The sequence below is a fragment of the Nocardia sp. NPDC020380 genome (genome assembly GCF_044386975.1).
GTDB lineage: Bacteria > Actinomycetota > Actinomycetes > Mycobacteriales > Mycobacteriaceae > Nocardia.
On sequence record NZ_JBIRVQ010000008.1, the window covers coordinates 69065 to 92755 of the forward strand.

Here is a 23691-nt window from a genome sequence, read left to right on the forward strand (position 1 = left end):
ACCGTCGCTCAGTGGTGCCTGCGGTGCTCGGCCGCGGCGGCGGCCCAGGTGTCGCGAATGATGGTGGCGATATCGGAGCGGCGGGGGATCCAGCCGAGTTCGGCACGGAATCGGGTGGAATCGTTGATGAGCTTGGGGGATTCGGTGACGGCCGGTTTGTGCTCCACCGAGACGCGCAGCCCGGTGACCCGCTCGACGGCGGCGACCACGTCGAGAACGCTGGTGCCGCGGCCGCTTCCGACGTTGTAGCGCGTGCAGGTGCCGACGGCGGGTTCGTAGTCGACGCAGGCGACGAAGGCCGTTGCGGCATCGCGTAGGTGCAGGTAGTCGCGTACCGCGGTGCCATCGCCGTGCACGCCGAGGTCGGTCTGATGGACGGCGGCGTCCAGGGCGCGGGGGATGAGCCGGGTCGGGTCGCGGTCGTCGCCGCCGGCGAGATTCGGCAGGCGCAGCACGATCGCACCCAGCGTTCCGCCCTGGGCCTGTGCGGCGACGGCCAGTTCGGCGGCGAGTTTGCTGCTCGCGTACGGGTGTGGTGGCGCGTCGGGCAGGTCCTCGGTCATGGGCTGTCGTTCCGGTGAGCCGTACACGGAACACGTGGAGGAGAACACCATTCGCGGTACCCCGGCGGCGGCCATGGCGTCGAGGAGGGTGATGGTGCCGCCCGTATTGACGCGGAAGAACCGCATCGGATCGGTGAGCGATTCGCGGACGCGGGTGAGGCCCGCGAGGTGGATGACCATGTCGGCGCCCGTGACGGCCTGCCGTATCGCGTCGGCGTCGGTCAGTTCGGCGACCTGGGTTTCCGTCGCGCCGGGGATCTCGCGGCCCGGCGTATGGGTCATGGCGACCGGTTCGTGGCCGGCCGCCGCGAGTTCGGACACCACGGCCCGTCCGAGGTATCCGCCCGCCCCCGTGACAAGCACCCGCACCTTTGCGTCCTTCCGTCGCAGCAAGCATTCATGCTTGCACGCGGGGAGGGGTTGCGGTTACCCGAACGCCGCGGCGCGCTCGGCGGCCCATGTCGCGAAGCCGAGCGCCGGGCGGCCGAGCAACTCTCGCACGGTGTCCGTGGTCGGTCCGGGGGTGCGCGCGTAGCCGGCGAGCGAGCCGAGCAGTCGCGCCGGGACTTCCTCGGGCAGGCCCTGGGCGAGCATGGCCGCCCGGACCTGCTCGGGCGGGACCTCGGCGAAGGTCAGGGCGCGGCCGAGGGTCTCGCCGAGGATGCGGACCTTGTCGTATTGGGTGAGGGATTCCGGCCCGGTGAGGACGTACCGCTGACCCTTGTGCTCGTCGCCGGTGAGCGCGCGGACGGCGATCTCGGCGATATCGCGCTCGTGGATAGGGGAGGTGGCAGCCGTGCCGTACGCGCCGCGCACCACATCGCCGGCGCGCAGTTGCGGGATCCAGGCTAGGTTGTTGGCGTCGAAGTCCGCGCAGCGCAAGGCGGTCCAGGCCAGGCCGGAGGATTCGGCGGCGGCCTCGAGTCGTGCGAAGCCTTCGATGAAACGGGGCTCGCCGACCGGGTAGGCCACGGTCGCCGCCGAGACCACGACCACGCGCTGTACTCCGTGTGCTGCTGCGGCGGTGAGGATTTCGCTCGCCGAGGTCGTGATCCCGCGTGAGCTGAGCAGTACCGCTTCGGCATCGCGCCAAACGTGGTCCGGGATGCGGGGTGCGGCGGGGTCGCCCTCGACCACCCGTACCCCGGCGGGCAGCTGTGCTGTCGCGGGAGTGCGGGTCGCGGCGGTGACGTCCGCGCCGGCGGCGTGCAGCAGGGAGACGGTGGTGCGTCCGACGAGTCCGGTGGCTCCGATGATTACGAACATGATCGACCTCTCATAAGATATGAGAGTCATATTATTTGTTTCGAGTCGGAGATGATATGAGTTCCGTAGTAAATGAGGGTGATGCCGGTCACCATCGCCGGAAGGTGACGCGCATCAAGGGGGCCCTGCGCGCTGTCCGTAGCCAACTCGCCCTGCTCAACCGGCAGGTGGGCACGCGTCTCGCCCTCAAGGACGTGGATCTGGACTGCCTGGATGTGATCAACAGCGAAGGCCCGATCGGCACCACCACGCTGGCCCGCCGCGCCGGACTCCATCCCGCCACCCTGACCGGGGTACTGGATCGACTGGAACGCGCGGGCTGGATCGTGCGCGAACGCGACGGCGTGGACCGCCGCGCGGTCACCATCCGCTCGCTGCCGAACCGCCTCGGCGAGATGTACGGCTTGTTGTCGGTCATGAACACGGCCGTCGACGAGCTGTGCGCCGGCTACACGCCCGAGGAACTGGATCTGCTGGCCGACTTCCTGGATCGGGTCGGCCGAGCCGGTCGCCAGGCGACCGACTCACTCACCGAGCAGTGACCGCTCAGCCCGCCAGGGCCCGAACGGCCTCCGCGACAGGCGTTTCGCCGCGAACGAGCTCGAGCACCTGCCGCTGCGCGCCGCCGGTGATGAGCAGTTCGGCCAGCACCGCGGCCACATCGGCGCGCGGGATACTCCCGGCCGGAACGTTCGCCGCCAGCCGGACCAGCCCGGCCGCGGGATCATTGCCGAGGCTGCCCGGCCGCAGGATGGTCCAGTCCAGGTCGCGTGCCCGGAGATCGTTCTCCGCCTGCGTCTTCGCATCGATATAGGCGACCCACGATTCGTCCCCGCCGGCCGCCGGTTTGCCCGCGCCCATGGTCGAGATCTGCACGAACCGCCGCACCCCGGCCTTCTCCGCCGCCTCCGCGAGCAGGACCGACCCGTCCCGGTCGACGCTGTACTTCCGCTCGGGCCCGCTGCCGGGCCCCGCGCCCGCCGCGAACACCACCGCGTCGACCCCGTCCAGCACGGGTGTGAGCGCGTCCGCGCCCTCCCGCTCGACGTCCAGCACGACCGGCTGCCCGCCCGCCGCCTCGACATCCCCGGCGTGCGCCGGGTTCCGGATGACGGCCCGCACCGCATCCCCGTGTGCGCTGAGCAGCCGGGTGAGCTGCAAGGCGATCTGCCCGTGTCCTCCGATGATCGCGATCCGCATGCGCCGAGTCTACGGCGGCGCGCGCCGGGGGCGCCGGACATCCGCGCCGGGCCGATGCTGTCGGTGGAGCGGAGTACGGTGCGAGATACCTACGTGGGAACGGAGATTCGACGATGACGAGTGCCGGTGTGCTGCTGGATGCCTTCGGCCGGATCCGGGAGGTCGTGCACGAGGCGGTCGACGGGCTGGGGGAGAAGGAGTTGGGGTTCCGGGTGGATCCGGGGGCCAATTCGATTTCCTGGCTGGTCTGGCATCTGACGCGGGTGCAGGACGATCATGTGGCCGATGTGGCGGGGCTGGAACAGGTGTGGACGGCGGACGGCTGGTACGAGCGGTTCGGGCTGCCGCTGGGCAAGCGGGCCACCGGGTACGGGGACAGCGCCGATGACGTGGCCGTGGTGCAGGCTGCCGCGGAACTGCTGACCGGGTACTACGACGCGGTGCACGAGCAGTCGCTGCGGTATATCGAGACGCTGACCGATGCGGATCTGACGCGGATCGTGGATACCCGCTGGGATCCGCCGGTCACGCTGGGGGTGCGGCTGGTCAGCGTGATCTCCGACGACCTACAGCACGCCGGGCAGGCGGCTTACCTGCGCGGCGTCATTCTGCGCACCCAGCCGTAATCGCGGTGGCCCGAGCCGTTCTCCGCGCCGGCACACTCGGCCCCGGCGGAGTGCGGGATTCGGATCAGGCGTCGAGGTCTGCCGCGACCAGGGCGGCGATCTTGTCCACGGTGGGCTGATCGTCGCTGCTGACGACGACCGCGACGCCCTTGGCCGCGCCCAGGGTCATGATCATGAGTGCGGAGCCGGCATCCACCGGCGCGCCGCCGACCAGGGCGAGGGTGACGGGAACGCCTGCGGCCTTCGCGGTTTCGGCGATGAGGGCCGCGGGGCGGGCGTGCAGGCCGACGGCGGAACCGACTTCGACGGTGGTGCTGGGCATTGTGCTGACTCCTTCTGTGGGACGGTCGATTACACGGTGGCCAGTGCCGCGGGGGTGGCGGCGCCGGCTCTGCGGAGTTGTTTGGCGGCGGTGACGCAGGCCGCGCCGACCACTGTGCCCGCGGCCAGTGCGAGCAGGAATCCGGCCAGGCCGCCGACGGCGAAGAAGACGAAGATGCCGCCGTGCGGTGCGCTCAGCGTGGTGCCGGTGGCCATGACCAGGGCGCCGGTCACCGCGCCGCCCGCCATCATGGACGGGATCACCCGCAGCGGGTCGGCCGCCGCGAACGGGATGGCGCCCTCGGAGATGAAGGAGGCGCCGAGCAGCCATGCGGCCTTGCCGTTCTCGCGTTCGGCGGTGGTGAAGAGCTTGGGCCGCAAGGCCGTCGAGAGCGCCATGGCCAGCGGCGGCACCATACCGGCCGCCATCACCGCGGCCATGATCTTCAGCGACGCGGCATCGTTCACATTGAGCCCCGCGACCGCGAACGAGTAGGCGGCCTTGTTCACCGGCCCGCCCAGATCGAAGCACATCATCAGGCCGAGAATGATGCCGAGCGCGATGGCAGAGGTGCCGGACAGGCTGTTGAGCCAGTGCGTGAGCCCGCTGGTGACCGCCGCCAGCGGCTTCCCCAGCACGATGAACATGACCGCGCCGACCACCAGCGAGGCGAACAGCGGAATCACCACCACCGGCATGAGCCCCCGGGCCCATTGCGGGATGGACAGTTTCGCGATCCACAGCGCCGCGAACCCGGCGATCACGCCGCCCACCAGACCCCCGAGGAAGCCCGCACCGACGAAGACCGCCACCGCACCGGCGGTGAAGCCGGGCGCCAGGCCCGGCCGATCGGCGATCGCGTAGGCGATGTATCCGGCCAGGGCCGGAACCAGGAAACTGAAAGCCAGCGAACCGATCTGGAACAACACCGCGCCCAGATAAGTGCCCAGCCCGCCCGCCGGCAGCTCGGTCAGCGAGTTGTCGAGCACGATGTTCTTGGCATCAGCGGAGATCTGGTACCCGCCCAGCAGGAACCCGAGGGCGATGAGCAGCCCGCCCGCCGCCACGAACGGAATCATGTAACTGACACCGGTCAGCAGGATCTGCCGCAACCGCGTACCCCAGCCGAGGGTCCCGGAATCCACTGCCGCAGCGCCACTCTCGCCCCGCGCCACGCCGGACACCACGGCCGCGTGCGGATCGGCGGCAGCCGCCAGCGCTTCCCGGACCATGACATCGGGTTCATTGATGGCCCGCTTCACCCCGGACTCGATGACCGGTTTCCCGGCGAACCGCTCCCGCCCCTGCACCCCGACATCGGTGGCGAAGATGACCGCGGCGGCGCCGGCGATATCGCTCGCCCCCAAAGGCGTACTCCCACTGGACCCTTGCGTCTCCACCTGAACCCGCACCCCGGCCCGTTCCCCGGCCGCGACAAGCGAATCCGCCGCCATGTAAGTGTGCGCGATCCCGGTCGGGCACGCGGTCACCGCCACAATGCTCCGCTGTTCAGCGGGTTCGACCGTCACGACCGCCTCGGGCTCGGGGTTGATCACAGCGTCGACCAGCGTGACGATCTCGTCCGGCGTCGCGGCCGTGCGCAGGGCAGTGAGGAATTCGGGTCTCACGAGCGCGCGGGCCAGCGACGAGAGCAGCTTCATGTGTTCGGCGCCCGCACCTTCGGGTGCGGCGATCAGGAATACGAGGTCGGCGGGCCCATCGGGCGCACCGAAGTCGACCTCGGGCGCGAGCCGGGCGAAGACCAGTGACGGCGTGGTGATGGCCGCGGCCCGGCAGTGCGGGATGGCGATGCCGCCGGGTAGTCCGGTGGCCGACTGGGATTCGCGGGCCAGGGCGGCGTCCCGCGCGGCGGCGGGGTCGGTGGCGCGGCCGGTATCGGCGAGGCGCTGGGCGAGGGCCGCGATCACTTCCGTGCTGTCGGCGCCGAGGTCGGCGTCGAGGGTGACGAGGTCGGTGAGGATGATCCGGTCGGTCATCGCGGGTCCTTCAGTGGTGGGGCTGGAAATCGAGGGCCGTGACGGTCACGGCGCCCGGGTCGGTGTGGTGCGGACCGGGCAGCCCGGTCCCGGGCAGTGCGGCGGCGGCGCTGCCGTAGGCGACGGCCCGCCGCAAACGGTCTTCCGGTGCGGCGCCGGCCGAGTCGGCGAGCAGGTATCCCGCCAGCGCGGAATCGCCCGCGCCGACGGTGCTGCGCGCGGTGATGGCGGGTGCGGTGGCGTGCCAGGCCCCGTCGGCGGTGACCAGTACCGCCCCCGCCGCGCCGAGCGTGGCCAGCACCGTGCCGACGCCGCGCTCGACCAGGGCCGCACCGGCTCGTGCCGCGGCTGTCGGATCATGCAGTTCCGCCGGGTCGCCTCCGGTGAGTTGCGCCAGCTCCTCGGCATTCGGCTTGAGCAATTGCGGCGCAATGGAATCCAGCTGTGCCGCCACGGCCAGCAGCGGCGCATCGGAGGTATCGACGGCGACCCGCGTCCCGGGCAACCGCCGCAGCAGTTCCACATACCAGTCGACGGGCACCAGCGGCGGCAGCGATCCGGACAGCACCACCCAGTCGGCCGCGGCCGCCGCGAGTTCGATGAGCGTGTCGGCCAGATCATCTCGCTCGGCCTCGGTGAGCGGTGTGCCCGGCTCGTTGATTTTGGTTGTGGTGCCGTCGGATTCGGTGAGGGTCAGATTGGTGCGGGCCGGGCCGCCGCACGGTACGGCGCGATAGTCGAGTCCGGTGGCGGTGAGCGCGCGCAGTAATGGATCGCCCGCGCTGCCCGGCAGGACGGCGACGGTCGCGGCCCCGGCCGCGGCGATCACCCGCGAGACATTGACGCCCTTGCCGCCGGGATACGAGGTGGCCGCCCGCGCTCGCTGTAAGTCGCCGCGCCGCAAGGGTTCCGAGAGCGACACCGTGTGGTCGATGCTCGGGTTGGCGGTGAGCGTGACGATCATGCCGTCACCACTTCGATGCCGTACTCGGACAGTTCGTTTCGCACGGCGGGCAGCAGCTCGTCATCGCTGACCAGCACGTCGATGTCGGCGATGGTCGCGAACCGCACCAGATCCTCGCGCCCGACCTTGCTGGCATCGGCGACCACGACCACCCGATGCGCACTGGCCACCATGGCCCGCTTGACCGCCGCCTCGTCCGGGTCCGGGGTGGAGAGCCCGTGTCCGACGGTGAGCGCATTGGTTCCGATGAACGCGACATCCACCCGCAGATCGCCGAGCGTGCGCAGGGTATCCGCGCCGACCGCGGCCTGGGTGACGCCGCGTACCCGCCCGCCGAGCAGATGCAGCCGCACGCCCGTGTACCCGCTGAGCCGCACCGCGATGGGCATGGAATTGGTGATGGCGACGAGTTCGCGATCCGCGGGCAGTTGCGCGGCGATCCGCGCGGTGGTGGTGCCCGCGTCGAAGAGGACGCTGCCGCCGGTGGGTGGCAGGAAGGCCAGGGCCGCCTTGGCGATCCGGTCCTTTTCCGTCGCGCGGCTGTGCTCGCGTTCGCTGGTGCCGAGTTCGATGGCGGTGAGCGCGGCGGCCGGTACGGCTCCGCCGTGTACGCGCCGGACCAGGCCCATGCGGTCGAGTACGGCGAGGTCGCGGCGCACGGTCTCGGTGGTCACGTCGAACTGTTCGGACACTTCCGCGACCGATACCCGTCCACGGTGCGCGATCAGTGCGGCGATGGCCTGTTGCCGCTCCTCGGCGTACATCCCGAACCTCCAACTCCAATGTTGACTTATGTTGTTTTATGCCCGTATCTGTTGTTTTGTCAACCCGATGGCCAGTAATACCGGTCCGGCGGGCCTGGTTCCGCACGTGCTGTCGGCGCAGCTGCCGCAGCCGCCGCTGGGACAGCCGGAGGTGATCTGTTCGATGGACAGCCGGCCCTTGCGGACCCAGTAGTCGATCATCGCGTCGGCTTCGTCCCGGGAGATGCCGATGCGGCGTGCGATCTCGTCGAGGTTGAGGCTGCCCTGCGAGGCGGTGATCTCGGCGAGGATGCGGCGCAGTGGACTCTCCGGCGCGCTCACCAGAAGATCCTGCCGATCTGGAAGACGGCCACGGCGAGCACCCAGGCGACGCTCAATTGCAGCGCCACACTCCACAGGGTGATCCGCATGCCGACCGTGGTGCGCAGCACCGCGAGGGTCGTCATGCACGGCGTGTAGGCGAGCAGGAACATCATGAAGGCGAGCACCGCCGGGATCGGATGACCGCCCGAGGTGTGTTCGAAGGTGGCGTGCAGGGCCTCCGAGAGCGAGGGCGAGGCCGCGCCGCCGCCGGGGTCATCCATGCTGTAGGACTGCGAAATGGTCGCTACCACAGCCTCTTTCGCCACGAATCCGCTGATGAGGGCCGCACCCGCATGCCAGTCGTCGAATCCCGCGGGCGCGAAGATCGGGGCGACCGCCGAGGAGACCGCGCCGAGCGCGCTGTTGCCCGGCTCCACGTGCCCGAAGGTCCCGCCGCCCAAGGGAATCGAGGACAGCAGCCACACGGCGGTGACGGTGGCGACGATGATGCCGCTCGCGGTGGTCAGGAAGCCGCGCATCTTCTGCCAGGTGTGCATGCCCAGCACCCGCAGGCTGGGCCGGCGGTACGGCGGCAGGTCCAGCACCAGGGGTTCGGTGGCCATGTCCCGGAACACGCTGCGGCGCAGCAGGAATCCCAGCCCCATGACCAGCAGGATCGAGGACAGGTACATGGCGAACACGACGGTGCCGGCGCTGCTGCCGAAGAACACCCCGGCCAGCAGCACGTACACCACGAGGCGCGCATTGCAACTGGTGAACGGAATGAGCAGGGCGGTGAGTACGCGGTGCCGGGGGTTGGACAGGATGCGGGTGCCGGAGATGGCGGGGACATTGCAGCCGAAGCCCACGATGAGCGGCAGGACCGCGCGCCCGGGCAATCCCATGGCGCGCATGAGCCGATCGGCCACGAAGGCGGCGCGGGCCATGTAGCCCGAATCCTCCAGCAGCGCCAGCAGTACGAACATGATGAGCATGAGCGGCACGAAGCTCAGCACCTGGCCGACGCCGTTGATCAGCCCGTCGTGCACGAACCCGACCAGTGGTTCGGGTGTGCCGATATCGTTCAGGAAGTTCGCCGCCCCGTCGGCGACCGGTCCGGTGATGAAGCCGCCCAGCGCATCCTGCAGCGGTTTGGCCACCGTGGTGGTCAGCTGGAACACCAGCCACATGACCGCGAGGAAGATCGGCACCCCGAGCCACCGGTGCGTCACCACCCGATCGACCCTGTCGCTCAGCGTGATTCGCGCCGCGCCGCCCTCGACCGCCGCCTCGAGCATCACATGCGCCCACGCGTACCGACGCTCCGCGATGAGCAGCTCGGCGTCCTCATCGTCGGCATCCGGGGCATCGGCCGCGTCGTCATCCGTGCGGGAGATGCCCTGCCGCAAGGCATTCCGTGCGACGGTCGTCAGTTCGTCCGGTATCCCGGGCGGCGCTTCGCCTGCCAGGAGTGCGGTGGCGAGCCAGCGGGCTGGGTAGCGGTCCGGTAACTGTGGCGTGAGGGCGGCTACGGCCGCGTCGATATCCGCGCCCAGGCAGGGCGGTTCCGAGGCCGGGCGATCGGTGAGTGCGGAGTCCACCGCCCGAGCCAGCGCGGGCATTCCCGCACCGCCGCGCGCGACCACCGGCACCACGGGTACTCCCAGGGCCGCGGCCAGCCGGTCGGCGTCGACGTCGGTGCCGCGCCCGGCCGCGACATCGGTCATGGTCATGGCGACCACGATCGGCAGACCGGTTTCCAGTACCTGTGACAGCAGGTAGAGGCTGCGCGCGAGATTCGCCGCATCGACCACGGCGACCACCACGTCCGGTCGGTCCGCAGGGTCGGCGGTGAGCAGGGCGTCGCGGGTGACGGCCTCGTCGGGTGCGGCGGGCAGCAGGCTCTGGGTGCCGGGCAGGTCGAGAACCCGCACGGTCCGCCCGGGCCCGAGCCGCCAGGGGCCGTCGGAGACCTCGACGGTGGTCCCGGGCCAATTGCCGACCCGCTGTCGCGCACCGGTCGCGGCATTGAACAGCGTGGATTTGCCGACGTTCGGATTGCCGACCAGCACCACGGTGCCGATCGTGTGCAGCAGCGCGGCGCCGGAGTTGAGCGTGCCGGAACCCGAAGTGCCGCAGCAGGCTTCACTCATGCGCGGACTCCGCGGCGACGGTGATGGCGCGGGCGGTGGCGGCGTCGAGGGCGATGCGGGCCTCGCCGAGTCGCACGATGCGCCCGCCGAAGGCGCCGATGGCGGCGACGGTGATCGGCGCGCCCGGAATCAGTCCCATCTCGAGCAGTCGCCGCCGCTGCCGCCCCAGGAGTCCTATCCGTTCGACCCGAAAGTTCTCTCCTGGTTTGCCATCCAGCACTGAGCGCATGTGAGGGGACGCTAAGCCTCGATTTTAAGAGAATGCTGAGAAGTTGCTATTCGGTTAAAACACGTCCGGATCGGGACATTTGTCAGTTGTCCTGACCCTTTCCGCCTGCTTCACTCGCCTGCACCCGCCCCAGATCGATGGCCTCCACCAGCCGATCGTGATCCGCCGCCGTCTGTGCCGCGTAGGCGAGTGCGAATTCGCCCATGGCCTTGTCGAATACGTCGCCGCCCCCCAGATAGGCGGCAATGGCGACCCGATCACCCGACCGTGCGTGCCCGCGCGCCAGCGTGCTCCCGCACAGCGCCGCATACTGCTGCAGCTGCGCCGCCGACATGTCCTCGATGCTCAAGGAGCCCTTCATGTCTCGCAGCTGCCGCCAGTAGTAGAAGAGTCCGTCCGGCCCGGTCGCCCAGCCCAGGAAGATATCGCCCGCGGCCTGTGTCAGCCGCTGCCCGTGCACCACCCGATGACCCTGATGCTTGAACACGCTGGACCGGAGATGTTGCGCCAGTACCGAATTCTCGGCCTGCTTGACCTGGAGGAACAGTGGATCGCCGGTGGTGCGCCCGGACAGCAGCGCGATGAAGCACCGCGTCCCCACGCTGCCCACGCCCACGACCTTCATGGCCAGATCGCGCAGCTGGTACCGATCCAGCAGTACCCGCCGCTCCTCGGGCAGCGTGGCCCGGTAGTCGGAGAGCACCGAATCCAGCGCGAACTGCTCCCAGTCCGGTACCGGAAGCACCAGCGGCGGATCCGGTTTGATGCGCGGCGCGCCATCGGGCCCGGGTTCGGTCAGCTTGTCCAGGGCCTGCATGCTGGTGCGGTTCCGGGCCTTGGTGATGACCTTGGTTGCCAGCTTCCGGTCCTCCGGCCGCAGCAACTGCTCGACCTGCGAGGCATCGACCATCTCGTACCAGACCTCGGTCTCGCCGAGTTCGGCCAGCCGCGTCATGGACTCGCGATAGGCGGTCGCCGCGGCCACCGCCGCGGCCTGCGCCTCGTCGTCGGTGAACCCATTGGCCTGCGCCGCCACCGCGACACTGGCCGCGAGCCGCTTCACATCCCATTCGAACGGCCCGGGCAGGGTCTCGTCGAAGTCGTTCACGTCGAAGACCAGCGCCCGCTCGGGCGAGGCGAACAGCCCGAAGTTCGACAGATGCGCATCCCCGCACAACTGCACGGTCAGCCCGGTATTCGCCCCGCTCGCAAGGTCCGCCGCCAGGATCGCCGGCGCCCCGCGGAAGAACGGGAACCGTCCCGCGGCCATGCGCGCGTACCGGATGTGGACCAGCTCCGGCACCCGTGTGCTCGCCTGCTGTTCCAGGATCGAGATGGGATCGCCCCGATCCGCCCCGGGCGCCCACTGTCCCAGCGCGGACCGGGGCACGAGTTTCCGTGCCGCCCGCCCCATGTCGGCCGATGATTCATCGACCGGCCCGGCCACAGTTTCCGCATCCGAAGTCGACATGCTGCGGGACTCTAGTTGCTGAACTGCTCGATCCCGGTTTCTTCGCCGCGGCCTGTCGGTGCCGGCTTGTAAGTTCGGTTTGTGACCGATAGCGAGACCTTCGCCCCATTGGTGTTCTTCGAATACGACCACAAGCCCGGACACTTCTGTCTGCTGCTCTCGGACAACCACATGCTCGCGACCGAGCCCGTCTTCGCCGAATTCGGTTATGACGGTAATGGTTACGGATGGGCGGGCGTGGCCCGGGCAGCGGTGAGCACGGAAGGTCCCGGGACCGCCGAGGCGGTGAAGTTCGATCCCGAGGCCGGAACGTTCGTCGCCTACGGGGAGGACGCGGAAGCGCTACGGCGGCTCGGGATCGTCTTGCAGGAGGCGATTCAGGATCCGACGGTGCTGCGCAGGCTCATCGCCGCCGGTGATCCCGAATGGTTCGACTGACCGAACCAGCGCGTCAGGGCCGCGTGCAGGCCGCTCCCGGTGGTTTCGGTGAAATCGTCTGCGGCCCAGGCGATATAGCCGTCGGGCCGGATCAGCAGGGCGGCCGCCGGGGGAGTGGAGGAGGTCGCCGTGACCAGGCGGACCCGATCCGACCAGCCCGCGGCGATCTCGGCGATCTCCGGGTTCATGCCGTAGTCGAGGAGCAGCGGGCGCGCCTCGTGCATGAGCTCGGTGATACGCACTGTGCGGCCGTCGATTCCGGCGGACAGCTCCGGCATCAGGTGACCCGACAGGGGATGGCTGTCGCCGATGTCGTAGCGGGTGTCCGAGCCGGCCATCAGGTTGGCGATGTGGGACTGGACGGCCGGGAGCTCGAGGAGTTCGCCGAAAAGCGCTCGCAGCGCGGTGATTTCCGGACCCGGGCCGACCAGTGCCGACTGACTGAGTGAATGCATGACGACCCGCTCGGCCAGAGCGTGCCGTTCGGATTCGTAGGTGTCGAGCAGTCCTTCGGGCGCCCAGCCGTTCAGGGTCGCGGCGAGTTTCCAGCCGAGGTTGACCGCGTCCTGCAGGCCTAGATTGAGTCCGGGTCCGCCCATGGCGGAGTGCACGTGTGCGGCATCGCCGAGCAGCAGCACATTGCCCGAGCGATAGTGCTCTGCCACCCGGGTGTTCTGGCCGACGGTGCGGCGCAGGGTGAACGGGCCCGAGCCGACGGGCGGTTCCATCGGAAGCGGGATGCCGAGCACCCGCTCGACGGCCGCGCGCAGTTCGTCGAAGGTCATCGGAGCGTCCTCGTCGATGGCGTCGCCGCCGTCGTGCTCGCCGGCGCCGATCAGGGGCGGTTGCCCGGGATGGATTGCGGCATAGACGAACAGGCCGTTCTCGAGCCGGGTATGCCCCAGGGGGAACCGTCCGGCTCCGGGGATATCGATGCCGCCTTCGGGAGTGCGCAGGTGGTCGGGGATCTCGGCGTGTCCGACCCGGACGATGTGCGCGGTACTGGTGTAGCCGGGGAAGTCGATCCCGGTTTGCTTGCGGACCACGCTCTTTCCGCCGTCCGCGCCGACCAGGTAGCGGGCATCCAGAGCGTACGGCCCGTCGGGTCCTGTCACTTCGATGGTCACGCCGTCGGGAGTGTGCCGGAAATCGGTGAGGGCATTGCCCCATCGGATCTCGACTCCGAGATCCGTCGCGTGCCGCACCATGCGCCGCACCAGATCGGGTTGCGGAATGGGCAGCATGCGAATCGGATTCGGGTGCACAGCGGTGAGTTTCAGCGGCAGTGCGCCGAAGATGTACAGGGGTATGGGTTCCGGCGCGCCGGTGTTCCCGGTGAGTTCGGTGTAGAGACCGCGCATGTCGAGCAGCCGGACCACCTCGCCGAGGAGGCCGTTGGCCTTGGGCCGGCGGCTCGGTTCCGGGAGAGCCTCCAGCACCACCGGCCGGATTCCGGCCAGTCGCAGTTCGCAGGCGAGCATGAGCCCATTGGGGCCGGCGCCGGAAATGACTACGTCATGGATGTTTTCGGGCATGGCGGATACACCTCTCGGGAGCGAGGGTCATTCGGTGACGGCAGTAGCTTCGGTGCTATGCCGAGGGGTCGGGCAGCCCGGCTGCCAGGGCGTTCAGGGCTGCGCGGAGCAGGGAGACGACCGTGGTGGCCGGCTCCGTCCGGACATAGGTGTCGACGGCGGCCTGGAAGGCGGAGACGACCGCTCCCGCCACCAGCCGTGGATACAGGTCGTGTTCGGGGTCGGTGCCGGTGCGTTCGGCGATGGCGGCGATCATCTCGTCGATGACGCCGCGCAGGAGCAGGATTGGAATGTCCTGTGAGGCAAGGAGTTTACGTACCTCGGCGAGCTGTCCCGGGGTCGGCAACGATCTGTCCGCACCCTCGTCTTCGAGGGGCTGGAGAACGGCTGCGGTGAGTGCCGTCCAGAGTGGTTCACCGGCCGGTCGTTCGCGCAGTAGCCGGCTGCTGGTGCGGAAGCGCTCCAGTTGCCGGTAGGCGAGGGCCTCGTACTTGCTGGAGAAGTAGTTGTTGAAGGTGCGGACCGAGACGCCGGCGCGGGCCGCGATGTCCTCGCGGACCACGTTTTCCAGCCCGCGTTCGAACATCAGGTCCAGTGCCGCGTCGCTGAGGGCGCGACGGGTGTCGAGCTTCTTGCGTTCGCGGAGGCTGAGCGACTGTTCGTCCGGCATGACTCGAGTATGCGTAGAACGTGCCCGGCGGGCAAGGTTTCTCGGTGGGAAAAATTGCCCGACGGGAAAGTTATTCGGAAAACAGCTGTTCGAGCACCCAGTGAGCGGCATCAGGTTGCATCGGCAGCGTGGCATGACCCGCTACCCCAGCCCCCGGATACCTGTCCTCGAAGAACTCGTTCACCACGCCCGGCTCCTCGATGAACGACGCCGTCCCGGGCGGTGTGAGCACCTGATCGCCCCGGGCCGCGAGCACCGCGTACCGCACGCCGGGCCGCGTGACCCCGCCCGCGAGCACCTCGCGCGTCACCTCCGATCCGGCCAGGCAGTCCAGCGCGCCCCGCAGCCCCGCGAAAACCGTGTCGCGCAATGGGTTCGCCACCTCCTGGATGAGCTCCGCCGGACCGCCGGGCACGCCGGGGATGTCCAGCCCCGCGACCAGCGTCGCCCCGGTGGTACCGCGGGTGACCGGTGCGAGCTGCACCATGCGCCGCACATGCGAATCCCCGTGCAGGAGTTTGACGTAATAGTCGGCCACCAGCGCGCCCGAGGAATGCGCGACGATATCGACCCGGTCCGCTCCGGTGGTGGCCAGCACCTTGTCGACGAATTCCTCGACCTGCCGCGCCGACTCCGGGACGGGCGCCGCGGCATGCACCGGCCCGATGATCCCGTATCCGAAGATGAGCGGGCACCCGCCCGCCGCGCGAATACCCGTGGTGATCCCGGCCAGCTGTTTGTCCAGCGTCGCACCGATATCCCCGACCCCGCCGAAACCGCCCAGCAGCACAACCGGATTCGGCCGGTCGGGCCCCGTCGCGCAGTCGATCGCGGGTTCGAGGGTGCCCGCCGCCGATACGGGTGCGGCCGCCGCCGGGGCGGCGCAGAGCGGGAGCAGGACCGCGGCCAGCAGGGCGCAGGCGTGAATACGCAACTCGCGCAAGGACTGTCTCCTTCATCGGGTCGATCGAACGCCTCGGACGGCTGCTCCGGGGCGTCGGACAGTTCTTCGGGGACGCGCGGGGTTCGGATGCCCGACCGGGCAGTTCTGTCCGTTTTTGCCCATGCCGTGGTGTCGGTGGCGTGGCTTATCCTCCGAAGCGTCGGAAGGAATGCTGGGATGAATTACCCGGAACGATCGGGGGTGGGCTGTGAGTAAGCGTGGCTGGCTGTTGTTCCTGGCCATGGGCGTCATCTGGGGTATCCCGTACGCCATGATCCGGGTCGCGGTCCGGGATTTCGATCCGGTGGTGGTGGCCTTCGGCCGTACCTTCCTCGGGGCGCTGGTGCTGTTGCCGATCGCCTTGTACACCAAGGGCCTGCTGCCCGCGCTGCGCCGCTGGCGGTGGGTGCTGCTCTACACCCTCGTCGAGGTCACGGGTCCGTGGCTGCTCATCGGGCATGCGGAGACCAAGCTGACGAGTTCCACCGTCGGCCTGCTCATCGCGGCGGTGCCGCTGGTCACCATCCTCATCGTCACCCGGCTGGGGCACGAGCGCCTGGATCGGCGCCGGGTCATCGGCCTGCTGGTGGGTTTCGGCGGGGTGGCGGCACTGGTCGGCCTGGACATCGACATGTCGGATCTGGGCGCCCTGGCGGCCATCGGCGTCAGTGTGCTCGGGTACGCCGTGGGCGCGATCCTGATCGGCCGCAAGCTGGGTGACCTACCGCCCATCGGGGTGGCGGCCGCCTCGCTCATCTTCGCGGCCGTCATCTACGCGCCGTTCACGCTGTGGCGCATGCCGGCTCACTATCCGGCCGCGCCGACCTGGTCGGTGGTGGGTCTCGGCCTGGTGTGCACGGCGCTGGCGTTCGTGGTGTTCTTCGCGCTCATCGCCGAGGTCGGGCCGTCCCGCGCCACCGTGTTCACCTACATCAATCCCGCTGTGGCGCTGCTGATCGGCGTCACACTGCTGCGCGAGCCGTTGAGCGCGGGCATGGCGATCGGCTTCCCGCTGGTCATTCTGGGCTCGATCCTGGGCACCGTGCGGGCAAAGCCGGAGGTGAAGGAGCCCGCCCCGGCCTGAGCCGGATCAAGACTTCGCGGCGGGAGTCTTCTTGTCCTTCTTGCGGGTTCCCGCGCGTTCGATGCGCGGGTCCTCGGCCACCCGGTACCGCTTCACGTACTCGCCGAGGAAGGCCTGCACGGTGGCGGTGGCGGGGATGGCCAGCAGCGCGCCCACCGCGCCGAGCAGCGCACCGCCCACGATGACGGAAAGCAGTGCCACCGCGGGGTTCACGTCGACGGTGCGGGCGGTGATGCGCGGTTGCAGGACGTAGTCCTGGATCCATTGGTAGAGCACCACGAAGATGATGATCCAGACCGCGTCGAGGGGCCGGACGGTGAGCGCCACCAGGATCGGCAGGATCCCGGCGATATAGGTTCCGATCGTCGGCACGAAGCTCGCAACGACGCCGAACCAGACGCCCAGCGCGAGTGCGTTCGGAATGCCCAGCAGCGCAAGGAAAGCCCAGTGCGCGACGGAGGAGATGACCGCCAGCAGCGCCCGTGAGTACAGGTAGCCGCCGGTCTTCTCGATGGCCAGGTCCCAGGCGTGCAGCACCGCGCCCTGTTTGGCGGGCGGCAGCACCGAGCACAGGGCGCGCCGCAGTTTCGGCCCGTCGGCGGTCATGTACACGCTGAACAGCGCGATGGTGACGAACTTGGCGAGCCCGCCGAGCACGGTGCTGGACAGTCCCCACACATTGCCGGCGGCCTTCCCGGCGTACGAGTTGATGATGTCGGAATCCTTGAACAGCCTGTCGCGCAGCTGATCCAGGGTGAGGTCCTTGTGGAAGGTGTGGTTGATCCAGTTGATGAGCTCGTCCAGCAGCCGGGGGAGTTCGCCGACCACATTGGACACGGTCTCCACGAGCAGTACGCCGAGGGTCGCGATGAACCCTGCCGTGCAGGCGAACACGAGTACGAAGACGAAGGTGACGGCGAGTCCGCGGTTCAGTCCCCTTGCGGCCAATGCGTCGACGGCCGGCTCCATGGCGAGGGAGACGAAGAAGGCGACGGTCATCATGACGGCGATGCCGATCAGGCGCGATGCGGCCCAATTGGCCAGCTCGAACACGCCGACCAGGGCGAGTGCCAGCACCATGGCGCGCGGCAGCCACGCGGGCATGTGATTACCCGGCGTGCTGGTCCCGCTATCGGATGGCGCGGTATCGGCGGTGGTCGCGCCGCTCTTGTCCGGCTGCTGCCCGGGCTGCTCGGCAGGGGATTCGGAGTCTGCCACCGCCCCAGTGTGGGTTACCGCGAAGTGTTTGCCGGGGCGACGCACCGGGCGCTACACCGCAATTATCGTGCCGGTTGGTTTGTATTTACCGAAAATAACCGAGAGGCTTTCGGGCCGAATGGTTTTGCCACGATATTGTGCAGGTATGCGGGCGGGCGGCCAAGATATGCGAGTGCGGACGAAATTCTCCATCGAGCTCATGGCGTTGACCGATGAGTTGGCGCATATGGCGCGCCTGACGCAGGAGGCGGCCGAGCGCGGAGCGGCGGCGCTGACAGGCGCCGATCTCACTGCTGCCTACGAGGTGTTCGCGCTCGAGGAGCAGGTTCAGGTCGAGCACGCCAAGTGCGAGGACCGCTCGGTCATTCTGCTCGCCCTGGAAGCGCCGGTGGCCCGGGACCTACGGCACGTGGTCACCGCCATGCAGATTGCCGACGATCTGCTCGCGGTGAGCGGCGCGCTCAGCCGCGTCGCCGATGTGGTGGTACGCCGGTACCCGAATCCGGTTGCGCCGCAGCACGTCATCGCGCTGCTGTCGGAGATCGCGGAAGCCGTGATACATCTGGTCGACCATTCGGTGAGAGTCATTGCGGCACAGAATCCGCCGCGCGACCGGGTGCTGATCCCGCGCGACGAGAATCTGGACCGGCTGCGGGTGCAATTGCTGGAGATCGCGGCCGACGACGGCTGGGATCACGGGCCCGCCATGGCCATCGATATCGCACTGCTCGCGCATCACTACGAACGCTGTGCCGATCATTGCGTGCGGATCGGCCGGCTCATTCGCTTCTTCCACACCGGTATTCCGCTCTACGCACAAGTGGAGGCGTAACCACCACCTGCTGCAGGGGTCCCCGATAGGCGGGGGTAAGCTGCCCGAATTGCTTCATGGCGAGGTCTTTTCGAGTAGCACCGCACCTACGGACAGCCGAATTCCGACAAGGGCCCCAAACATGACGAATACCACCACTCGCGCGCCGATCGCTCAACCGGTGCGGGTACCACCCGCGCCGGCGCCCGCGACGGAAACGACACTGTCGCACCGGCAGATCATGACGGTGCTGTCCGGTCTACTGCTCGGCGTATTCCTGGCCGCACTGGATCAGAACATCGTGAGCGTGGCGATCGTGCGAATCGCCAACAGCCTGCACGGCTTCGACAAACAGGCCTGGGCCACCACGGCGTATCTGATCACCGCCACCATCAGCACGCCGCTGTACGGCAAGCTCGCCGATATCTACGGCCGAAAACCCTTTTATCTCATTGCCATCGGCATCTTCGTGATCGGCTCGGTGGCCTGCACCTTCGCCACCTCTATGTATCAGCTCGCGGGATTCCGTGCCTTCCAGGGCATCGGCGCGGGCGGGCTCATGTCGCTGGCCTTCACCATCATCGGCGATATCGTGCCGCCCCGTGAAAGAGTCAGATACCAGGGCTATTTCATGATGGTGTTCGGCATTGCCACGGTGCTCGGGCCGGTGCTGGGCGGCTTCTTCTCCAATGCCGACCACATCTTCCACCTGGCGGGCTGGCGCTGGGTATTCCTGGTGAACGTGCCCATCGGCGTGCTCGCGCTGATCGTGGTGGCGCGAGTCCTGAACGTGCCCTTCGAAAGACAACCGCACCGCACCGATTGGCCCGGCGCGCTCGCGCTCACCATTGCCACCGTGCCCCTGCTCGTCATTGCCCAGCAGGGCCGGGAATGGGGCTGGCAGTCGCATCGCGCCCTGCTCTGTTACGGCATTGCCGCGGCTGGAATGGTGCTGTTCCTCATTGTCGAGTTCCTCATGAAGGACTCCGCGCTGATTCCGCTGCGGCTGTTCCGGAGTGGCACCTTCAGCATCTCGATTCTGGGCGGCTTCATCGTCGGCGTCGCCATGTTCGGCGCAATCGTGCTGGTGCCGCTGTACTTCCAGGTGATCCGCGGGTATTCACCCACCAAGGCCGGGCTTTTCATGCTGCCGCTGGTGCTGGGCATCATGGTCGGCGCGCAACTGGCGGGCTGGATCACCAAGTCCACCGGGCGGTACAAGATATTCCCGGTGCTGGGCTCGGCCATCATCGCCGCGGGCGCCCTGCTGTTCGCGCTGGTGCACTTGGAGACTCCGCTGTGGCAGCCGCTGTTGTACTGCGGCGTCATCGGTTTCGGGCTCGGCGGCTGCATGCAGACGCTGATCATCGCGGCGCAGAACGCCGGACCGCGCGCCGATATGGGCGTGTCCACCGCGGCGGCGACCTTCTTCCGGCAGATGGGCGGCACGCTCGGCGTCGCGGTCTTCCTGACCATTCTGTTCAACCTGCTGCCGCACAAGATCCTCGACGCGTTCGGCGGGCACCTCCCGCCGGGTCTCTCGCCCGCGCAGCTGGGCCTGATCCAGAGCAATACCAGCGTGATCTCCTCGCTCCCCGAGCAGCTGCGCGAACCCATCCTGACCGGTTTCACCCATTCCATGAGCATCGTGTTCGCGGTGGCCGCGGCGGTGTCGGTGCTGGCCGCCGTGGTGCTCATGTTCATGAAAGAGATTCCGCTGCAGGACGGTCCGCCGCCCGTCGCCGAAGAGGTGTTCGAGGAGGCCGAACCGGAGCCGGAGTACGAGCCGGAACCTGTCGAGGAGGCCGAGGAGCTGCGGATCATCGAGCCGCCGGGATTGTTCGTGTCCGGTCTCATTCACCGTGAGGACGGCCAGTCGGTGCCCGATGCGGTGCTGACCCTCATCGATCAACGCGGACGCCAGGTTTCGCGCGCGATCGCCGAACCCGATGGCGGCTACATCATCGGAGTGCCGCGCGCGGGCGGGTACGTGCTCATCGTGTCGGCGCACGGCTATCAGCCCGCAGCCGTCAGCCTCGCGGTCGGCCGCCGCCCGCAGGAGCTGGATGTCGCGCTGTCCGGTTCCGGTGAGGTCTCGGGCGTGGTGCGTTCGGCGGGACGCGGTGCGCCGCTGGCGGATGCGACGGTCACCCTGACCGATGCCTACGGCGATGTGGTCGGGTCGGCGGTCACCACGGCCGACGGCGCGTTCTCCTGCCGCGGCGTGCTCGCGGGCACCTACACCCTGGTCGCGACCGCCGCGCACATGCGGCCGAGCGCCGTCACCCTCACCGTGCCGGACAGCGGAATGCTGCGCCACGACATCGAATTGAGCCAGCGCGCGGTGCTGGCCGGGGTGGCCTGCAACGAGGACGGGCTCGCCATCCCGGACGCCCAGATCACGGTGCTGGACGAGGGCGGCGATCTGGTCGCCACCACCCGCACCGATCATGCGGGCCGCTACAGCGTGCCCGATCTGGTCGAGGGCAGGTACACGATCATGGCGCGCGGTTATCCGCCGGTCTTCAGCCGGGTGTCGGTGGCCGACGGCGAGGTCGCGCACGATGTGCTGCTCGGTTACGAGCGGGCCGAATCGATCCAGGGCCTGGCGTCGGCCGAGCAAAGTTAACGGTCGGTAGCTATTTCCCGGTTCGGCGCGCGAATTCACCTAGTACCTGTTAGGTTTTCGGCGCTGAACACGGCCCGGCGCGGAATGCCGGGCCGATCCCGGGGAGACCACGCATGAAGATCGCACGCGCACTCTTGACCGCCGCCGCCCTGGTCGCGGCCGTACCCGCCGGAGCCGCTCAGGCCGATGCGGCCGACACCCCGCCCACGGTGAACGAGTATGTCGCCCTCGGCGATTCGTGGGCCGCCGACGCCACCCTCAGCCAGATCACCACGGCCTCCACCCCGTTCGGCTGCGTGCAGAGCACCCACGACTACGCCAAGCAGATCGCGAAGGCCCTGGCCGTCCCGGTCTTCCGCGACGCCACCTGCGGCGGCGCCACCACCGTGAACATGCTGAACCCGCAGTCCAGCCCGGTCGGCGTGAATCCGCCGCAGTTCGACCGGCTCACCGAGACCACCGATCTGGTCACCCTCGGAATCGGCGGCAACGACGCCGATCTCGCCGCTACCGTCACCGACTGCCTCACCGTCGACCCGGCCGTCAGCCCCTGCCTGGAGAAGAACGTCGTCAACGGCGTCGACCTCATGTCGCAGAAGATCGCCGCCGCCGCACCCAGGGTCGCCGCCACCATCGCCGGCATTCGCGAACGCGCGCCGCGCGCCCGCATCCTGCTGCTCGACTACTTCGAGGGCATCGGCACCGACGGCGGCTGCTTCCCGCAGATCCCCATCTCCGACGCCGACGCGATCTGGCTCGGGCAGAAGCTCCTCGAGATCGACCACATGCTCACCCGCGTCGCCGCCCGCGCCGGCATCCAGCTGGTCGACACCTACGACGGCAGCGCCGGCCACGACGCCTGCAAACCGGTCGGCACCCGCTGGGTGGAGGGCCTGGTCCCGTACTCCGGCGACCCGGTCGGCCTCGCCGTCCCCTTCCACCCGAACCAGCTCGGCGCCGACTACCAGGCCCGCCGCCTGCTCGAGGCCATCAACTCGCCGCGATAGCGCGGAGCGCGGAAATTCGGTGCAGTAGCGCGCGGCCGGAAATTCGGTTGCGTCCCCGGCGGTAGGGAATCCATGCTGCCGGGGACCGTGCCGATGCCGAACAGGAGTTGCGATGCGCCGATTCGTCGAAACACCCCAGCCCTCCCACCGGACTGTGACTTTCGAGGACTTCGGCATCCATGCACCCTCCCCGCACCCTCAATATCGGGATTCTCGCCCATGTCGACGCAGGTAAGACCAGCCTGACCGAGCGACTGCTGTTCGATACCGGCGTGATTCGCACGCTCGGCAGCGTCGACGCCGGCACCACCCGCACCGACACCTCGGCCATCGAACGACGGCGCGGCATCACCGTGCGCTCGGCCGTGGTGTCGTTCACGCATCGTGGCCGGCAGGTCAATGTCATCGATACGCCCGGCCACGCCGATTTCGTGGCCGAGGTCGAACGCGCGCTCGGCGTGCTCGATGCCGCCGTGCTGGTGGTATCGGCCGTCGAAGGCGTGCAACCACACACCCGGCTGCTGTCGCGCACCCTGCGCGCGCTGCGGGTGCCGACCCTGATCTTCGTCAACAAGATCGATCGGCGGGGTGCGCGCACCGAGGAGCTGCTCGCCGGTATCCGGCGCCGGCTCACCCCGCACGTGCTCGCCATGACCGACGTGCACGGGATCGGAACGGCTGCGGCGCAGGCTGTTCCGCGGACCGTGCGCACCCCGGGCTTCGGCGACGCGATCGCCGAACGGCTCGCCGAAATCGACGACCGGGTGCTGAGCCGGGTGGTGGACGGACCTCCGCTCACCGATGACGAACTCACGCGCATGCCGGCCGAGCAGACCGCGAACGCGCAGCTGTGGCCGGTCTACTTCGGATCGGCTCGTTCCGGAGAGGGAATTGCCGCACTGCTGGACGGCATCACCGAACTGCGGCCCCCGGATCCGGACGGCGCCGATCCGGAATCGCCGCACGGCACCGTATTCGCGCTCGAACGCTCGGCGTCCGGGACGAAAACGGCTTATCTGCGGCTGTTTTCGGGGAGTCTGGCCGTGCGCGGGCAAGTGGCGCTGGAGCGTCGCGGGCATGACGGGACATTGAACCGCTACCGAGGGCGGATCACTTCGCTGCGCGTCATCGGCAGCCCCGAGGCCAAGGAGTTGACCGCCGGCAATATCGGCACGATCACCGGGCCCGCGGACATCCGGGTCGGCGATCGTCTCGCCGGCACCGATTCCACTGCACCCGAACATTTTTCGCCACCCATCCTGCGCACCGAGGTCCGGGCCCGCACCGGGCCCGCCGCCGATCTGCACCGAGCGCTGCAACTGCTGACCGAGCAGGACCCGCTCCTGCACGTGCGCACCGAACCGGACGGCGCCACCTCGATCCTGCTCTACGGCGAGGTACAGAAGCAGATCATCGCCGCCACCCTCGGCGAGGAGTTCGGCATCGACGCCGAATTCCGGGACAGTGAACCGATCTGCCTCGAACGCGTCAGCGGAAC

General features: G+C 68.8%; 22 protein-coding genes and 1 pseudogene. 8 read left to right on the forward strand and 15 right to left on the reverse strand.

Features of this window, described 5'->3' with window-relative positions:
* Positions 1-8: 8 nt before the first annotated feature.
* Together ACH438_RS22850 and ACH438_RS22855 are read right to left on the reverse strand one after the other, a co-directional pair.
* Positions 9-932, reverse strand: coding sequence for an NAD-dependent epimerase/dehydratase family protein (locus tag ACH438_RS22850; protein ID WP_397008364.1), 924 nt, complete (start codon positions 930-932; stop codon positions 9-11).
* A gap of 57 nt (positions 933-989) precedes the next feature.
* On the reverse strand, positions 990-1829 hold the full coding sequence (locus tag ACH438_RS22855; protein ID WP_397008366.1) for an NAD(P)H-binding protein: 840 nt from the start codon (positions 1827-1829) through the stop codon (positions 990-992).
* Positions 1830-1885: 56 nt separating this feature from the next.
* Here ACH438_RS22855 and ACH438_RS22860 point away from each other — a divergent pair, with 56 nt between their 5' ends.
* Positions 1886-2371 (forward strand): MarR family winged helix-turn-helix transcriptional regulator, encoded by a 486-nt coding sequence (locus ACH438_RS22860; protein WP_397008368.1) that lies wholly within the window; start codon positions 1886-1888, stop codon positions 2369-2371.
* Between the two features lie 4 nt (positions 2372-2375).
* On the opposite strand, the gene ACH438_RS22865 is transcribed toward ACH438_RS22860, so the two are convergent.
* Positions 2376-3029, reverse strand: coding sequence for an SDR family oxidoreductase (locus tag ACH438_RS22865; protein ID WP_397008370.1), 654 nt, complete (start codon positions 3027-3029; stop codon positions 2376-2378).
* A gap of 113 nt (positions 3030-3142) precedes the next feature.
* On the opposite strand from ACH438_RS22865, the gene ACH438_RS22870 reads away from it, so the two are divergent.
* On the forward strand, positions 3143-3655 hold the full coding sequence (locus ACH438_RS22870; RefSeq protein ID WP_397008372.1) for a DUF664 domain-containing protein: 513 nt from the start codon (positions 3143-3145) through the stop codon (positions 3653-3655).
* A 64-nt stretch (positions 3656-3719) separates the two neighbouring features.
* On the opposite strand, the gene ACH438_RS22875 is transcribed toward ACH438_RS22870, so the two are convergent.
* The 8 genes from ACH438_RS22875 to ACH438_RS22910 all read right to left on the reverse strand — a co-directional run bounded on the left by ACH438_RS22875 (position 3720) and on the right by ACH438_RS22910 (position 11858).
* Positions 3720-3977: an HPr family phosphocarrier protein gene (locus tag ACH438_RS22875; protein ID WP_397008374.1), complete on the reverse strand. Its 258-nt coding sequence runs from the start codon at positions 3975-3977 to the stop codon at positions 3720-3722.
* Between the two features lie 29 nt (positions 3978-4006).
* Positions 4007-5974, reverse strand: coding sequence for a fructose-specific PTS transporter subunit EIIC (locus ACH438_RS22880; protein WP_397008376.1), 1968 nt, complete (start codon positions 5972-5974; stop codon positions 4007-4009).
* A 10-nt stretch (positions 5975-5984) separates the two neighbouring features.
* Complete coding sequence (locus ACH438_RS22885; RefSeq protein WP_397008378.1) at positions 5985-6938, reverse strand: 1-phosphofructokinase family hexose kinase; 954 nt, start codon at positions 6936-6938, stop codon at positions 5985-5987.
* Complete coding sequence (locus ACH438_RS22890; RefSeq protein ID WP_397008380.1) at positions 6935-7702, reverse strand: DeoR/GlpR family DNA-binding transcription regulator; 768 nt, start codon at positions 7700-7702, stop codon at positions 6935-6937. Before ACH438_RS22890 ends, ACH438_RS22885 begins: the two co-directional genes overlap by 4 nt.
* A 36-nt stretch (positions 7703-7738) precedes the next feature.
* Positions 7739-8023: a FeoC-like transcriptional regulator gene (locus tag ACH438_RS22895; RefSeq protein ID WP_397008382.1), complete on the reverse strand. Its 285-nt coding sequence runs from the start codon at positions 8021-8023 to the stop codon at positions 7739-7741.
* The gene (feoB, locus tag ACH438_RS22900) at positions 8020-10158 is read right to left on the reverse strand and encodes a ferrous iron transport protein B (protein ID WP_397008384.1); all 2139 of its coding nucleotides are present in this window, start codon (positions 10156-10158) and stop codon (positions 8020-8022) included. The genes ACH438_RS22895 and feoB overlap by 4 nt, the downstream gene beginning before the upstream one ends.
* Complete coding sequence (locus ACH438_RS22905; protein ID WP_397008386.1) at positions 10151-10387, reverse strand: ferrous iron transport protein A; 237 nt, start codon at positions 10385-10387, stop codon at positions 10151-10153. Before ACH438_RS22905 ends, feoB begins: the two co-directional genes overlap by 8 nt.
* A gap of 82 nt (positions 10388-10469) precedes the next feature.
* Positions 10470-11858: a DUF2252 domain-containing protein gene (locus ACH438_RS22910; protein ID WP_397008388.1), complete on the reverse strand. Its 1389-nt coding sequence runs from the start codon at positions 11856-11858 to the stop codon at positions 10470-10472.
* 81 nt (positions 11859-11939) lie between these two features.
* Between ACH438_RS22910 and ACH438_RS22915 the strand changes: the two genes are divergently transcribed.
* Entirely contained in the window at positions 11940-12296 is a 357-nt protein-coding gene (locus tag ACH438_RS22915; protein WP_397008390.1) for an immunity 51 family protein, read from the forward strand.
* Here ACH438_RS22915 and ACH438_RS22920 read toward each other — a convergent pair.
* The 3 genes from ACH438_RS22920 to ACH438_RS22930 all read right to left on the reverse strand — a co-directional run bounded on the left by ACH438_RS22920 (position 12236) and on the right by ACH438_RS22930 (position 15444).
* Positions 12236-13831: an FAD-dependent monooxygenase gene (locus ACH438_RS22920; RefSeq protein WP_397008392.1), complete on the reverse strand. Its 1596-nt coding sequence runs from the start codon at positions 13829-13831 to the stop codon at positions 12236-12238. The two genes, ACH438_RS22915 and ACH438_RS22920, sit on opposite strands and share 61 nt — an antisense overlap.
* A 55-nt stretch (positions 13832-13886) precedes the next feature.
* Positions 13887-14501 (reverse strand): TetR/AcrR family transcriptional regulator, encoded by a 615-nt coding sequence (locus ACH438_RS22925; RefSeq protein WP_397008394.1) that lies wholly within the window; start codon positions 14499-14501, stop codon positions 13887-13889.
* 70 nt (positions 14502-14571) lie between these two features.
* Complete coding sequence (locus ACH438_RS22930; RefSeq protein ID WP_397008396.1) at positions 14572-15444, reverse strand: hypothetical protein; 873 nt, start codon at positions 15442-15444, stop codon at positions 14572-14574.
* 208 nt (positions 15445-15652) lie between these two features.
* Between ACH438_RS22930 and ACH438_RS22935 the strand changes: the two genes are divergently transcribed.
* Positions 15653-16528 (forward strand): DMT family transporter, encoded by an 876-nt coding sequence (locus ACH438_RS22935; RefSeq protein ID WP_397008398.1) that lies wholly within the window; start codon positions 15653-15655, stop codon positions 16526-16528.
* A 6-nt stretch (positions 16529-16534) separates the two neighbouring features.
* On the opposite strand, the gene ACH438_RS22940 is transcribed toward ACH438_RS22935, so the two are convergent.
* Positions 16535-17746, reverse strand: a complete 1212-nt coding sequence (locus ACH438_RS22940; RefSeq protein ID WP_397008400.1) for an AI-2E family transporter — start codon at positions 17744-17746, stop codon at positions 16535-16537.
* A 172-nt stretch (positions 17747-17918) separates the two neighbouring features.
* Between ACH438_RS22940 and ACH438_RS22945 the strand changes: the two genes are divergently transcribed.
* The 4 genes and pseudogenes from ACH438_RS22945 to ACH438_RS22960 form a co-directional block, all read left to right on the forward strand.
* A complete protein-coding gene (locus tag ACH438_RS22945; RefSeq protein ID WP_397008402.1) occupies positions 17919-18578 on the forward strand; it encodes a phosphate signaling complex PhoU family protein in 660 nt (219 codons plus the stop codon).
* Between the two features lie 121 nt (positions 18579-18699).
* Entirely contained in the window at positions 18700-21186 is a 2487-nt protein-coding gene (locus ACH438_RS22950) for an MFS transporter (protein ID WP_397008404.1), read from the forward strand.
* Between the two features lie 113 nt (positions 21187-21299).
* The gene (locus tag ACH438_RS22955) at positions 21300-22193 is read left to right on the forward strand and encodes an SGNH/GDSL hydrolase family protein (protein ID WP_397008406.1); all 894 of its coding nucleotides are present in this window, start codon (positions 21300-21302) and stop codon (positions 22191-22193) included.
* A 179-nt stretch (positions 22194-22372) separates the two neighbouring features.
* Positions 22373-23110: pseudogene (locus tag ACH438_RS22960) on the forward strand (GTP-binding protein); the annotation flags it as partial.
* Between the last annotated feature and the right edge of the window lie 581 nt (positions 23111-23691).